The following is a 13,583-nucleotide window of genomic DNA, read 5'->3' on the forward strand; positions in this document are numbered from 1 at the left end:
CAATTTTATGAATGAACTGCTACTTTATTAATATAGTTTGGACTTAATAATATAAATGAACGAATACGTTGTTCTGAATTTGGAATAGGGGTATGCAAAATAAATTCATCTACTCCATATAATCCATGTAACTCATCTAGAATTCCCTTCACTTGCTCCGGTGTCCCTTTAATGATATCTGCATCATATTCCTTTACTTCATACTCTTCGCCAGACTCTTTTCCAAACTTTTCTGCTTGTTCTATAGTCTGTAATGTTAATGTACGTCCACTTGCTAAATGCACTTTTACAATCTTTTGACTGCCTGCAAGTTCTTTTGCTTCTTCTTCTGTTGGAGCAGCAATCACTCCCACAGAAACAATGAATGTTCCATTTGGAAAAAGTTCTCGATATATTTTTGCCGATTCCTTTAGCACTTCGTTATCACTATTAATAAACCTAGCAAATGCAAAAGATATCTCAAGATTTGCTGCCAGCTTTGCACTATTTGGACTAGCACCTAATAAATACGTTTCTGGTTTTTCAGATGGAATTGGAGTAGCCATGACTCCAGCTAAATCATGTGTATCTGGTAAATTATTATTAATTAGCTGCTGTAGCAATATTAATCGTTCCTCAAAATCACTTCCTGTATTTACTGTTCCGTATTGTAACGCTTTTGTGGAAAGTGGTAATCCTCCAGGAGCTTTCCCAACTCCTAAATCTACTCTACCTGGTTCTAGTGTGGATAGGACATGAAAGTTTTCTGCAACTTTATAGGGACTATAATGTTGTAACATGACCCCACCTGATCCGATACGAATAGTTTTTGTTTTCGCTAATAAATAAGAAACTAACACTTCTGGAGATGACCCAGCTACTAAATCGGAGTTATGATGTTCGGAAACCCAAAATCGCTCGTATCCCCATTCTTCGGCTTTTTGTGCTAAGTTTACTGATTTTTGTAAAGTATCATAATTTGATGCTCCTTCTACAACTGGGCTTTGATCTAAAATTCCTAATTTGTAGCTCATTAACTTTCCTCCTTCTATCTCACTCTTTCTAAATAGAATATTCTAATTCTGGAGTCATTCTTTTCAAGAATCTTTTCGTTCTTTCTTCTTTAGGAGAAGAAAATATATCACGTGGATTCCCTTCCTCTACAACTACCCCACCATCCATAAAGATTACTCTTTTAGAAACTTCTCTAGCAAAGTTCATTTCATGTGTAACGATAATCATCGTAATACCTTCGCGAGAAATTTTTCGAATAACATCTAATACTTCTCCAACAAGCTCTGGGTCTAGCGCAGAAGTTGGTTCATCAAATAATATAACTTCTGGATTTAACGCTAATGCTCGAGCGATACCTACACGCTGTTGCTGACCTCCTGATAATTGCAGAGGATACGCATCTGCCTTTTGCTCTAAACCTACTTTTCTTAACGTTTCCATTGCTGTCACACGTGCCTCTTTTATACTCTTCTTTTGTACAATAACTAAACCTTCCATCACATTTTGTAATACAGTTTTATGTTGAAAGAGATTATAGTTTTGAAACACCATCGCTGATTTTTTTCTTAAATTATAAATATCCTTTTTATGCACTTTTTTCGAATCAATACTCACATCATCAATCAAAATAATCCCCTCATCTGGACGTTCTAAGAAATTTAAACAACGTAATAATGTTGTCTTTCCAGAACCACTTGGTCCTAATATAGAGATAATATCGCCTTTATCAATCTGTATGTTTATTCCTTTTAATACTTCATTTCTTCCAAACTTTTTATGAAGGTTTGCTATCTTAATCATCTTATCCCTCTCTCGTTGGCAATATAAAAAGAAAACAAATTGTTTTACTAGGTTTTATCATTAAAAAATTAAACCATTTGTTTGGAATAACGACTTTCTAAAAAAGGAAGTCCTAAATTACCTCTAAGAGTATCTGCTTCATATTCCTCGCGGTATAGACCACGTTTCTGTAAAATCGGGACAACTTTATCAACAAAATCTTCTAATGTATGTGGAGCTTGCACTGCTACAATAAAACCATCTGCGCCGCGTTCTTCAAACCATTTCTGTACCAAATCTGCAATCTTTTCTGGTGTACCGATAAACTCTGATCGAGGTGTAGCTTCTCTTAAGGCAACTTGGCGAAGTGTTAGGTTTTGTTCTTTTGCCTCCCGTTTAATACGGTCTGTATGACTTTGGAAGCTATTCTTACCCAAATCACCTAAGTCCGGAAATAACTCGTCAACTGAATATTGGGAGAAATCATGGTGTTCAAAGTATCGACCTAAATATGCCAAAGCTTTATCAATCGATACTAAATTAGCTACTTCTTCATATTTTCTTTCTGCTTCTTCTTCTGTATCACCAATAATCGGCGAAATACCCGGAAAAATATTCAATTGGTTGGGATTACGTCCAAAACCTGCAGCTTGGTTTTTGACATCTTGGTAAAAGTCTTGCGCCGATTCAAGTGAGTTATGAGCCGTAAATATGGCATCTGCCCCTTTAGCTGCTATTGTTTTTCCTGGCCCTGAAGATCCTGCTTGGAATACAACCGGTTGCCCCTGTTTAGAGCGACCTACATTTAAAGGACCTTGTACAGAAAAATATTCACCTTTGTGGTTTAATTGATGTAATTTAGATGGATCAAAGAATATATCATTTTCTTTATCACCTATGAACGCATCATCTTCCCAAGAGTCCCAAAGACCTCTTGTTACATCTAAATACTCTTCCGCAATTTTGTATCGAGTTGCATGATCGGGATGCTGTTCAATTGTTTTATTGTAGTTTAGAGCAGTGCTTTCTAAGGGAGTAGTAACCAAATTCCATCCAGCACGACCACCGCTAATTTGATCAAGGGAAGCAAATTGGCGAGCGATTGTAAATGGCTCACTGTATGAAGTAGAAACAGTACCAACAAGACCGATATGAGAGGTTACGGCTGCCAAGGCAGATAGTATGGTCAAAGGTTCAAAACGATTTAAAAAATGAGGAATTGATTTTTCATTTATAAATAATCCATCCGCAATAAATACTAAGTCAAACTTACCTTCCTCCGCCTTTTGTGCTTGTTGTTTATAAAAATCAAAAGAAACGCTGGCATTTGTTTGAACTTCGGGATGTCTCCAACCAGAAATGTTTCCGCCAACTCCATGAATAATTGCACCAAACTTGATCTTTCGACCATTCGTCATTTTTATTCCTCCCATTCCAAGATTATTTTTCAAAAAATTATACCTAGTTAACTAATATGAATAATCTGTCATTTGTAATGAGTCTTATCCTAACACCTTTAATTACCTAAAAGCAATACTTCCCTTGATAGAAAAATTTATTGTATAGATAGAAAATTTTTATCAATCTGTTTAAATGTTGTTAAAGAAGACTCAATAACACTCCAAATTTGATTTAATGCTTCTTGCTTGGTATATGCAAGAAAGATATGTTGTTTAATTTGAATTAAATGCGAAACATCTACTTCCATTAACTCCCCATCGAACAACTCATTTTTAATACACAAATATGGTAGGAATCCTATTGCACATTGACTTTTTATAATGGACTTAGCTACTTCTAAATGATCTACTTGAAATTCAATGTTAGGCTCAACTTTTTCTACCTCAAACAGCTTATGTACACGATTCCAATCAAAAGCCCCACATTCAAAAAACACCATTGGTTCTTCAGCCAATCGTTTCGCTGTTATTTCGTTTTCCTGTAGCAAGGGATGTCCCGGGTAAACGACAAGTTTTACCGTATTATCTAGTACCTCACGTCTTTGCAAATTATCATGCGATAAATCTCTAATAAAAGCTAAGTCTATTTGTCCCTGTAGAAGTTTTTCTAATAACATATCATTTGTTCCGGAAACGAATTTGAATCGAACATCAAGGTTTTCTTTTTTCCACATTGGCAAAGCAAAAGGTATAAAGTACTGCGAGGTAATTACGTTAGCACCAATCGCAATTTCCTCCTGCTCATTACTGTCCTTCATTAGCTTTTTACCTTCTTTATACGTTTGGATAATTTGTTCCGCATAAGGAATGAATGCTCTTCCTTGTTCTGTGAGCGTTATTCCTCTACCTTGACGTGAAAATAATTCTGTATTTAACTCTCTTTCTAACGTTTTAATCCTTGCTGTTACAGTTGGTTGGGACAAAAACAATGCGTTCGCAGCTTTATGAATACTTTTTAATTGCACTACATACATAAATGCTTCCAAATTGTCAATATTCATCCACTATCCCTCTTTTCCGCTTTATGCAAAAAACCTCTGAACACATTCAAGCGAACAGAAGCTTTTAAGAAATTGTTTAATAAATCTTTCTATATATACTATTATAAGTATTCCTACTGGTAAAGTATTATTTTAAAAAAAATAATAGCCCAGTCATAATTACACCTGACTGGACCATTAAGAAATTATACTTTTACTAATCTTAAAAAATCTTGTTCTCCAACAATTTCTATTGGCAGACCTTGACGGATCATCTCTTCAGCCTTTTTCATTTTCGTGCTTTTAACACCTTGCACATACTTTACTAAATCGTTGTCTCCAACGACCAAAACATTTGTATTGTTATCTACACTACCCTTGCAGTTGGCGCCACAGTTAACTGCTAGTTGAGCGGCTTGAACTCTTGTCATCGAAATCATTCTACCTGTAAATACAACATTTGCTCCATAAAGTGGGTGCTTTCTACTAGGACTGATTTCAGTTACAAGGGATTGAATCAAGGTATCCCCATTATGTTTTTTTGGACGAGATACTGGTTTATTCGTAGGCATAGGGGTACCTATTTTTAATTTATGTAACTTTGAAAGATCTTGAATAGAGTTTGTCTGTGTTTTCTGAAGAGCCTCAAGCGTTATTAGTGCCGCTGCTCGTGCATCTTCTAAGGCATCATGATGCCTTAGGCTAATACCTAAATAATTCGAAACTGTAGATAATTTATGATTATATAAATTCGGCCAAACTTTTTTGGCGATTTGGTAGGAACAACCATATTGGAAGTTAGGATATGATTCATGAAAGTTATTTAAAGAAGCACGCAAAACACTAATGTCAAAACTAGCATTGTGCGCTATAATCATTTGATTATCTACGAATTCTTTAAAACTCGGCCAATATTCTTCAAATGTTGGTGCACTAATGACCATATCTTCTGTAATTCCATGTATTTTTGTATTGTAATAATTAAACTCACTTAATGGATTAATAAGAGTATGTATTTCTTCTTTAATTTCTCCATTTTTCACTTGCACAATTCCAATAGAACAAACGCTTGTACGAAAACTATTTGCTGTTTCAAAATCAATTGCTACGAAGTCCATGCTTTCCCTCCTTTTTAACGCTTTACTTACTTAGTATTATCTCATAATCTACTACACACTTAAAACCCCTTGCAATTGTGGCAAGGGGCACTCTTTTTATTTTAATATAATCGATTCATTGGAGGCATTTCATCGAGTCGTCTTTCTCTCTCCAATTTTTCCTCGTATTGTTCTGGCGTGTGACGATTTTCTTCTTCCTCTACTAATTCATCTCCAAACGCAGCAGGACCTAAATTTGGATCCGCACCTGGCGATTGGTTTCCATAATTTTTTTCTGCATTTGTCAGACTTCCATTAAAGTCGGGCCGTTTATCACGTACGATTCTATCCTCTTGCATCGAATGTCCAATATGATCTTCATCTTTTGTTAAATAAGGATCGGTTGCAAATGATTCTCCTCGAACAAATCGATCTTGAGGTTCATCAAAACGTCCATCTGTTTCATTTACAAATTTATTGGTAGATGCTGTGAAGCCTTGTTCTTTCGAATAATCACTAATCGGTTCTTCTGTTTCTGTAAAGCGAGATTGAACAACACTTGTTCCAACTGTATCTGTATATTCAGTATCATCTTGTCTATTTTCGAAATTTACATCATCCGCATGCGTTAAGACGTCCGTATAGAGCACGATGCTTCCACCCGCCACTTCTTTTGCATAGCGATCTGTTTCATGTTCATTTAAATCCAATTTGCGTAGTCCTTCTGTCACGGCATCTTCACCAGTGAACCATGATTTAAATTTATCCACAAATGTGCCCGCTTCATGAGTAGAGACCTCTGAATGACGATTTAGTGTGCTAAGGTGTGTACTTTCTCTTGAAATTACATGAATGTCACTTTCTGCGTATCCTTGTTCTTGTAGGAGTTCCAACTTTTCATACATCTCTTCTTCTGAACGAGCTATTTCAATTCGTCGATTTGATTCAATGTTCATTGTGTTTCCTCCTTTTGTTGTCTTAAGTATCCTCTACCCCCTCATCATTGAAAAAAACCTTTTTATAGAAAATTTAATCGACCTGTAATATATGAAATAAGAAAAAATGCTTATTGCATCAATTAATTGAGTAAAAAGCAGAATCTGTTTTCAATCGTTTCCGAAGCGCTTAGGACAGACTTTGGCTACATCGTTACCGTGGATTATTTTTGAAGGGATGGTCGTGACTACCGTCACGACCATCCCTTCTTTTTTCGGTAATCTTGTGGAGTTCGTCTTTCCGACGCCCTCCTGCAACTTTTGGAAACTGATTAATATTTTTGTGGGTAATGGAGAAAAAGATACTGTCCTATACATTTTTAAGCTCCCGAAGATGCAATTTCGGTCGCTTTCCTTCTACTCAATTAAGAAATTGCCTACTATTTTTTTGAATAGACCCTCTTTCTCCTTAGCCCTTAGTATAAGCTTTTCGAAATCCTTGGATAACATCAATTACTGCAAAGACGACAAACAACAGAATAATTCCTACCATGAAAGGTCCTTTGATATCCATTGTAATATTAAACAATTCCTCAAAATAGGTGATGAAATTTTCATTTATCAAATGCGAGTTCGTGAAGATAATAATACAAACAATGGTAGATACTATATTCCTTATTAAATTTAGGATTGCTACCTTTTTAGTCCATTGACCACCCATAAACTTGTAAAATACTAAAAACATTTCTACTACAATTGCCAAAACTACAATGAACCAATAAGATTGCAAGACCTCTTGATTAAAGAAAGGCGTTACAAATTGCAGCTCACCCTGAACATTTTCATACACCCCAACTAAATGAACCGCATTGAAATAAACAACCGTAAAAATTGCGATCATAACGATACTTCCAAATATCTCTACATTGGAAATTTTCCTTTTCTTTGAAATGACAGGAATTTCTTTTAAGTCATCTGGGGTCCATTTCTTAAACCCTGTGTTTAGCGATACGCTCTCTTTTGATATATCAGTTCTCTCTAATACCGCAAATACTAATGTTATCCAAAAGAAAGTTTGAATTGCCGCATTAATAACTCCCCAAATTCCCTCTCCCATAATATCGAGAAGTATATCAATTATCGCTTCATTCCCCTTAAAGGATAAAATATTTTCAATACTCACTATTACAAGAACAATAACAGTCATAATCGGCAAAATCATTTTCAATAAAGTTACATATGCATCAAAATATATCGGACCTATCAAATGCATAGGTCTATCTAAATAACCACTAGCAAGAGTAACTGGATTACCTAGCTTTGTTAAGATTTCCTTTACATCTAGCTCTGTATAGTTTTCAGGTAACATATCCTCAATTGTCGAACGTAGCTCAAGTGCAATATCCTGGTTCTTTTCAGGAAGTCTGCGCGTTACTTCCTGAATATAAATATCAATTAGGTGCATCCCCTTCTTCTCCCTTCAATAATATATAAAGCTCCCTTGATGTTTTTTCCCATTCTTTCATTAACTGTTCTAAAATTTCCTTACCATATTCACTCAATACGTAATACTTACGAGGTCTACTTTCAGTAGTGTCCCAGCTACTGACTACTAAATCTTGTTTTTCCAAGCGACGAAGTAATGGATATAGAGTACTTTGATCTATCACAATGTTTGACTTCTCCAATATTTGGACAAGTGAGTATCCATACTGAGGAACACGTAGTTGACTTAGTACAGCTAAAGTCAGTGTTCCTCTTCTTAATTCTGTAATGAAAGAATTCAGTAAATTGCTCATCCTTATTTCCACCTCTTATACTGTGTGTTGTACACTATATACTTATACTATGCATCGTACACTATTGTGATACACGCAACAATGCTTTTTTTACAATAAAAAAACCAATTCATAAAGTTAATTATGAATTGGCCAGATTTGTGACAAAAGGCGTTATCTAATTGGTCTTGTTCATTATGTTGATTTTTTGTGATCATTTTCTATTCCCTCAAGATTATTCTTCCTGAGTATTAGAAATAATAATTAGAAAGCATTTTATTGGTTTGGAGAAGCGTCCGCTCGACTCCTGCGGGAAAGCGAGACAGACGAGACCCCCCAGGAGAGTAACGACGAGGAGGCTCGGCGCTCGCCCGCGGAAAGCGAGCAGTAAGCTTCGGAAAACCTACCCTATTTAAGAATAAATTCGAGCTTGTCTACAGTCTGACCAATTCAAGTAAATTATGAATTGGCATTCTTTATTCTTATTTACTATCTGAAAATTCTTGTGTGTCTCCATCTGAAAATTCGATTTCTAATTCAAATTCTGTATAGTCCTCTACTCCAAATGCTTTTGATACTTTTTCAATAGTCTCTTCTTTATTCATATCTTTTGTCAACGCAAGGTCTTTAAATATTGGTTTCAACGCCTCGTATGCCTCATCGCCAGCCAATTTTTTTGATTCCAATTTATTTTCATATTCAGCTTCCGTTTCCGAAACATCAATATCAAACGAGGCATCAATGGCATCTTTGTGTTCGGCAGTATCAATATCTAAATCAAAAGCTTGGAATCCAAATTCACTCTGGGCAGTATCTGCATCTGGTGCATTTTCCATTTCTTCGTTCTCCCCACAAGCTCCTAGTAACAGTGCCATCGATAGTATCGAACTTCCAAAGAGTACATACTTTTTCTTCATGATTAAATCTCCTCCCCTATTCCTAAATTACGTTCTCAATTTAGGTTATCCAGAAGGATAAAAGGATAAACGTTTAATCAGGATAACGCTTTTCACTAGAAGAGGTAGATTTTGTTGCACGATGATCTTTTTCATCTTTTACCTTTTCATTTAACTCTTCTACAGGTATTGGATCAACATTTTGCATATCTTCATCTCTATCGAAAATACTTTCTTTATCTGTGTCTACTAAATCCGGGTTATCCAATCTACGACCCTCTTTGCGCTCACGATCCTCAGATGATTTTTTCGTCATATATCTCGCTCCCTTTATAAATTTGTTATTAATTGTATAACCTTTTTTACCTCTACTAAACATTATGGAACATGAATTAAAGTTTACTAATTTAAATTTGGGGAACGTATTTATTAACAAAATAATTATGAAAGGAGCAATTAATATGAAAAAGAATACGATGGCATTGACGGCACTTGGTTTGGGAGCAGCATTTTTAATGAGGAATAAAGAATCGCGCGATAAACTGACGAAACAATTTAATAGTTTTACCAACACCCCAATTAGAGGTACAAGTAACTCTAATACAGCTTCCAAAAAGGGATTGTTTAATAGTATATTAGGTCAGTAATTTAAAAGCACTGGTATCTGAAAAGGTATCAGTGTCTTTTTATGCAGAAAAATTGTATTTTAGCTCCTAATTCATCATTATTATATGTCTATTTTCCCTCTAATTCTATTTTTTGTCAGCCCTAAGTAGGATTTTAAATCTTCTGAATATATGTTAAATTTCTATTGTCATAGTAATAGAACGAGTTTCTAAGTAGGAACTTAGTCTATTTAATGAACCACATTTGGGGAGGATACAACATTGGGGAAAATGAGAAAAGGGACAATTATTGCTCTAGCTACTACATTGGCACTTAGCACCGCGTCATTTGGTGCACCCGCTCCAGTAGCAGCAAAACAGCTAGAAAAACAGCTCACTTCTATTCAAGTACAAAAATCAACACCGAAAGTACCACAACATCTATTAGCTCCTGAAAATCCAAAAGAAAAGGTTCGAGTTATTGTCGAATTGGAACAAGCGCCTGCGATTGAAACTGCAACGAACAAAGGGGTGCTTTACAAGGACCTACCAAAATCCCAAAGGAAATCAGTAGAATCAGCGATTGAAACTAATCAAAAGAATGTTAAAGAAAAAGTAAAAAAGATTTCTACCAATATACAATTTAAAGAAGAATTTACAGCAGTGTTTAATGGATTCTCTGCTGAAGTAGAAGCAAGAGATGTCGCTGCCATCGGTTTATTGGAAGGCGTCAAAGCTGTCTATGAAACAACAGAATACGAGCGACCTAGTATTGAACCACAAATGATTCATTCAAAAGAATTAGTACAAGCCCAATTAGCATGGGAAAAATACTCTTTCAAGGGTGAAGGTATGGTTGTGGGAGTTATCGATACTGGGATTGATCCAAGTCACCGCGATATGATTTTATCCGACAATTCCTCAGGAGATATTACATCCTCGGAGGTTAGTACACTATTAACAGAAGGTTCTATTGAACCAGGACAATATTTCACATCAAAAGTTCCTTTTGGCTATAACTATATGGATGGGAACACAGAGATTCGTGATATTGGCCCAGATGCTTCTATGCATGGCATGCACGTTTCAGGTACTGTAGGAGCAAATGGTGACGAAGAAAACGGTGGAATTAAGGGTGTGGCTCCCGAAGCACAATTGCTTGCTTTAAAGGTATTCGGAAATGACCCATTGTTCCCTTCTACTTATGGGGATATATACGTAAAAGCAATGGATGATGCGATCAAGCTAGGAGCGGACGTATTAAATATGTCTCTTGGTTCTACAGCTGGCTATGTAGATAATAGCAGTCCAGAGCAACAGGCTGTGACTCGTGCACAAGAAAATGGTTTGTTAGTAGCGATTTCTGCTGGTAACTCAGATATGTTTGGCTCAGGTACTTGGTATCCTTACGCAGATAACCAAGACTATGGATTAACTGGCTCCCCTTCTGTTTCTGAAGATTCTTTTGGAGTTGCTTCCTTTGAGAATGATTCTATTACAGCATCAAGCTTTAAATATTCTTTCGATGGTACTGAATCTGGTCGTTCCTTATTTTTATTAGCTAACGATCAAGATCCTAGCGAACTTCCACAAGATTCCTATGAAGTTGTATTTGCTGGATTAGGAACACCTCAAGACTTTACAGGTAAAGATTTAAAAGGGAAATTTGCTTTAGTCTCTCGTGGCAGTATCTCATTTGTTGAAAAAGGTTTAAATGCTCAAGCAGCAGGTGCCTCAGGTGTAATTGTTTACAATAATGCGGCAGGTACGATTAATATGGCATCAGATCCTTCTATCAAAATTCCATATATGTCTACACTTCAAGCAGATGGTCTTGCTATGAAAGCCGGTTTAGATGCTGGAAAAAAAGTAACGGTTGCGTTTGATGGAAAATATATTAATACGCCAAATCCTGAAAAAGGTAAAATGAGTTCCTTTACATCATGGGGTCCAACTCCAAACTTAGATTTCAAACCAGAAATTACTGCACCTGGTGGAAATATTTTCTCTACATTGAATGACAATGAATATGGATTAATGAGTGGTACATCCATGGCTGCTCCACACGTAGCGGGCGGAACTGCACTAGTGCTAGAAAGAGTTAATGAAGAATTCGGTCTTACTGGAGCTGCTCGTGTTCAATTTGCTAAAAACTTAATGATGAACACTGCAAAACCAGTAGAACTTAAAGCAGGTGAATATGTATCTCCACGTCGTCAAGGTGCTGGGATTATGCAGCTTGCTAATGCACTGGAAACGGATGTAATGGTAACAAATGCTTCAACTGGTGAAGCAAAAGTTGCTTTAAAAGAAATAAATGGTGGCCAATTTAACTTTTCATTAAAGGCTAAAAACTTTAGTAATGAACAAAAAACATATGATGTGAATGTTCAGTTGCAAGTGGACCGCCCAGTAAATGCTGGCGCTAATTTCGTTACAATTCCAAATAATGCTGCTTATGGATCATATGTGTTGGACGAAACAGATGCAACAATTTCTGTACCTGCAACTGTGACGATTCCAGCTAACGGGGAGTCAACAATTAATGTAGCTGTAGACGCTTCCGGCTCTGAATGGTTACGTGAGTATTTCACAAATGGTTATTTCATCGATGGATTTGTTAAGCTAGTTGACCCTAACGAAGAAACTTCAGGAAATGTACCATTAACAGTACCTTTCTTTGGGTTTAATGGTTCATGGGATGATGCACCAGTCTTCGATCAGTTTGCATGGGAAGATTTAACTTACTGGGGTTACCAAGCTCTAGCTGATGAACAAGGCAACTTTATTAATGGTTCGTCCCTAAGCAATGATTTTGACCCTACTAAATTTGCATTTTCACCAAATGGAGATGGAACTTTAGATAAAGCTATTCCTGTTTATTCATTACTACGTAATGCTAAAAACTTTGAAGTCAATATTCTAGATGCAAATGGAAAGAAGCTTCGTACGATCCGTACGGAAAAATACTTGACGAAGCATTATATTGACTCAGCTACTAGAGCACCATACACATTTAATCCAGTCTATGGATGGGATGGTTTAATCAACGGTAAAAAAGCTGCTGATGGACAATACAAAATTCAACTTAGAGGGCTTATTGATTTCGAAGGTGCACAATGGCAATCGATTGAATACCCAATCATCGTTGATACAAAAGCTCCTTCTGTTGATGTAACATTCGATCCAGCTACAAAAACGTTAGCGATTGCTAATGCAAGCGATATCGGCGTTGGTATTGATCGAGTAGAAGTTTATGTAAATGATCAGGAAGTAACAGAAGCAGCAACTCTTGATTCTTATGTAGTGGAACAAGCTAAGCCTGGGGATAAATTGTCAGTTAAAGTTTGGGATATCGCAGGTAATGTGACTACGAAAGAGGCTTCAATCGCAAATGCAACAGAAACAAAAGCTCCTGTAATTTATATTCAATCACCAGAGACGCTGGGAACATATAATACTTCTACGATAGTTGTAGAAGGTACAGTAGAAGATGATTCTGCTATTAAATCTCTAAAAGTAAATGGAGTAGCTGCAAAATCATTTGATGGTAAAGCTTTCTCACACACATTAACATTCAAAAGTGGTGTACACGATGTAAATGTAGAAGCAATTGATGCATTTGATAATAAAATGGCTATTTCTAGAAAAATTATTGTAGACACACAAAAACCAACTGTACAAGCAGCGAAAAAATCATTACCTAATAATGTTAAAGCAGAAGATCCTAATCCAACAATACAAGTTCAAGTTGGTGATAACTTTGATGAGGTTCGTCTGTACTTGAATGGAAGTGAAGTATTCTATAATCCACTTTCTGAACCATATGCTATGAAAGGCTACAATCATACGGTAGATGTAGAACTTCCATTAGAACCAGGTAAGAATAATTTTCAACTAAAAGTGGTGGACTTAGCCGGTAACGAATCAGTACAAAATATTACTGTTACGAAGCAAGAAGTAAAAGAAACAAAACCACCAAAAGGAAAAGATAAAAATTAAATAAGAAAAGGGTTGTCCAATAACAATTTGGACAACCCTTTTTCATTTATTCATCAC

12 protein-coding genes are annotated in these 13,583 nt (G+C 36.1%); 2 read left to right on the forward strand and 10 right to left on the reverse strand.

Translation table 11 applies throughout. The features are described from left to right. Positions 1-5: 5 nt before the first annotated feature. The 10 genes from WAX74_RS05475 to WAX74_RS05520 all read right to left on the reverse strand — a co-directional run bounded on the left by WAX74_RS05475 (position 6) and on the right by WAX74_RS05520 (position 9,235). Positions 6-1,013 carry an LLM class flavin-dependent oxidoreductase gene (locus tag WAX74_RS05475; RefSeq protein WP_336496651.1) on the reverse strand — a complete coding sequence of 336 codons (1,008 nt, stop codon included), beginning with the start codon at positions 1,011-1,013 and terminating at the stop codon, positions 6-8. 28 nt (positions 1,014-1,041) lie between these two features. After that, on the reverse strand, positions 1,042-1,794 hold the full coding sequence (locus WAX74_RS05480) for an amino acid ABC transporter ATP-binding protein (RefSeq protein WP_336496652.1): 753 nt from the start codon (positions 1,792-1,794) through the stop codon (positions 1,042-1,044). Positions 1,795-1,862: 68 nt separating this feature from the next. Continuing rightward, on the reverse strand, positions 1,863-3,191 hold the full coding sequence (locus WAX74_RS05485; protein ID WP_336496653.1) for an LLM class flavin-dependent oxidoreductase: 1,329 nt from the start codon (positions 3,189-3,191) through the stop codon (positions 1,863-1,865). A 137-nt stretch (positions 3,192-3,328) separates the two neighbouring features. Next, on the reverse strand, positions 3,329-4,234 hold the full coding sequence (locus WAX74_RS05490) for a LysR family transcriptional regulator (RefSeq protein ID WP_336496654.1): 906 nt from the start codon (positions 4,232-4,234) through the stop codon (positions 3,329-3,331). A 185-nt stretch (positions 4,235-4,419) separates the two neighbouring features. After that, positions 4,420-5,331 (reverse strand): exonuclease domain-containing protein, encoded by a 912-nt coding sequence (locus WAX74_RS05495; protein ID WP_336496655.1) that lies wholly within the window; start codon positions 5,329-5,331, stop codon positions 4,420-4,422. Positions 5,332-5,432: 101 nt separating this feature from the next. Beyond that, on the reverse strand, positions 5,433-6,266 hold the full coding sequence (locus tag WAX74_RS05500; protein ID WP_336496656.1) for a general stress protein: 834 nt from the start codon (positions 6,264-6,266) through the stop codon (positions 5,433-5,435). Positions 6,267-6,714: 448 nt separating this feature from the next. After that, positions 6,715-7,710: an HAAS signaling domain-containing protein gene (locus WAX74_RS05505; protein WP_336496657.1), complete on the reverse strand. Its 996-nt coding sequence runs from the start codon at positions 7,708-7,710 to the stop codon at positions 6,715-6,717. After that, positions 7,697-8,044 carry a PadR family transcriptional regulator gene (locus WAX74_RS05510; RefSeq protein ID WP_336496658.1) on the reverse strand — a complete coding sequence of 116 codons (348 nt, stop codon included), beginning with the start codon at positions 8,042-8,044 and terminating at the stop codon, positions 7,697-7,699. The genes WAX74_RS05505 and WAX74_RS05510 overlap by 14 nt, the downstream gene beginning before the upstream one ends. A gap of 461 nt (positions 8,045-8,505) precedes the next feature. Continuing rightward, positions 8,506-8,940, reverse strand: a complete 435-nt coding sequence (locus WAX74_RS05515; RefSeq protein ID WP_336496659.1) for a YusW family protein — start codon at positions 8,938-8,940, stop codon at positions 8,506-8,508. A 73-nt stretch (positions 8,941-9,013) separates the two neighbouring features. Then, on the reverse strand, positions 9,014-9,235 hold the full coding sequence (locus WAX74_RS05520) for a hypothetical protein (protein WP_336496660.1): 222 nt from the start codon (positions 9,233-9,235) through the stop codon (positions 9,014-9,016). Positions 9,236-9,380: 145 nt separating this feature from the next. On the opposite strand from WAX74_RS05520, the gene WAX74_RS05525 reads away from it, so the two are divergent. Both WAX74_RS05525 and WAX74_RS05530 read left to right on the forward strand, forming a co-directional pair. Then, positions 9,381-9,566: a hypothetical protein gene (locus WAX74_RS05525; protein ID WP_336496661.1), complete on the forward strand. Its 186-nt coding sequence runs from the start codon at positions 9,381-9,383 to the stop codon at positions 9,564-9,566. Between the two features lie 249 nt (positions 9,567-9,815). Continuing rightward, on the forward strand, positions 9,816-13,526 hold the full coding sequence (locus tag WAX74_RS05530; protein WP_336496743.1) for a S8 family serine peptidase: 3,711 nt from the start codon (positions 9,816-9,818) through the stop codon (positions 13,524-13,526). Positions 13,527-13,583: the final 57 nt, after the last annotated feature.

Source organism: Psychrobacillus mangrovi (assembly GCF_037104765.1).
GTDB classification, from domain to species: Bacteria; Bacillota; Bacilli; order Bacillales_A; family Planococcaceae; genus Psychrobacillus; species Psychrobacillus mangrovi.

What these genes read in the sequence shown, in the direction of transcription:
- WAX74_RS05520 (WP_336496660.1), bottom strand. Translation starts at nt 9,235, where the DNA reads ATGACGAAAAAATCATCTGAGGATCGTGAGCGCAAAGAGGGTCGTAGA.
- WAX74_RS05505 (WP_336496657.1), bottom strand. Translation starts at nt 7,710, where the DNA reads ATGCACCTAATTGATATTTATATTCAGGAAGTAACGCGCAGACTTCCT.
- WAX74_RS05510 (WP_336496658.1), bottom strand. Translation starts at nt 8,044, where the DNA reads ATGAGCAATTTACTGAATTCTTTCATTACAGAATTAAGAAGAGGAACA.
- WAX74_RS05525 (WP_336496661.1), top strand. Translation starts at nt 9,381, where the DNA reads ATGAAAAAGAATACGATGGCATTGACGGCACTTGGTTTGGGAGCAGCA.
- WAX74_RS05500 (WP_336496656.1), bottom strand. Translation starts at nt 6,266, where the DNA reads ATGAACATTGAATCAAATCGACGAATTGAAATAGCTCGTTCAGAAGAA.
- WAX74_RS05475 (WP_336496651.1), bottom strand. Translation starts at nt 1,013, where the DNA reads ATGAGCTACAAATTAGGAATTTTAGATCAAAGCCCAGTTGTAGAAGGA.
- WAX74_RS05530 (WP_336496743.1), top strand. Translation starts at nt 9,816, where the DNA reads ATGAGAAAAGGGACAATTATTGCTCTAGCTACTACATTGGCACTTAGC.
- WAX74_RS05495 (WP_336496655.1), bottom strand. Translation starts at nt 5,331, where the DNA reads ATGGACTTCGTAGCAATTGATTTTGAAACAGCAAATAGTTTTCGTACA.
- WAX74_RS05490 (WP_336496654.1), bottom strand. Translation starts at nt 4,234, where the DNA reads ATGAATATTGACAATTTGGAAGCATTTATGTATGTAGTGCAATTAAAA.
- WAX74_RS05480 (WP_336496652.1), bottom strand. Translation starts at nt 1,794, where the DNA reads ATGATTAAGATAGCAAACCTTCATAAAAAGTTTGGAAGAAATGAAGTA.
- WAX74_RS05515 (WP_336496659.1), bottom strand. Translation starts at nt 8,940, where the DNA reads ATGAAGAAAAAGTATGTACTCTTTGGAAGTTCGATACTATCGATGGCA.
- WAX74_RS05485 (WP_336496653.1), bottom strand. Translation starts at nt 3,191, where the DNA reads ATGACGAATGGTCGAAAGATCAAGTTTGGTGCAATTATTCATGGAGTT.